The 240-nt window shown below is 45.0% G+C and carries 1 pseudogene; it reads right to left on the bottom strand.

What is annotated here, in order from left to right:
* Positions 1 to 42: 42 nt before the first annotated feature.
* Positions 43 to 240: pseudogene (locus AAEY78_RS14815) on the bottom strand (iron-containing alcohol dehydrogenase); the annotation flags it as partial.

Below are 240 nucleotides of genomic sequence, written 5' to 3'. Positions count from 1 at the left end.
AATCAAAGGTATATCGGTTTAAGGGTTGAAATAGATAAGAAGCTATAGGACACTCTGGTACATCTGCCGTACCTCTTCTATGCTCATATCACGCGGGTTTGTAGCGATCAGCCGAGCAATTTTTTCTACCACTTCGGTCGCCATCGGCAATAAATCAGCTTCCGTCACTCCCACTTCACTTAGCCTCGTAGGCAAGCCACTTTTGTTTAAATAGCCTTCTATCTCATCGACGAACGCATG

The sequence above is a fragment of the Psychrobacter sp. 16-MNA-CIBAN-0192 genome (assembly GCF_040309565.1).
GTDB lineage: Bacteria > Pseudomonadota > Gammaproteobacteria > Pseudomonadales > Moraxellaceae > Psychrobacter.
The sequence above is the reverse complement of the archived record's forward strand: the minus strand, read 5'-3'. Positions and strand labels throughout refer to the sequence as shown.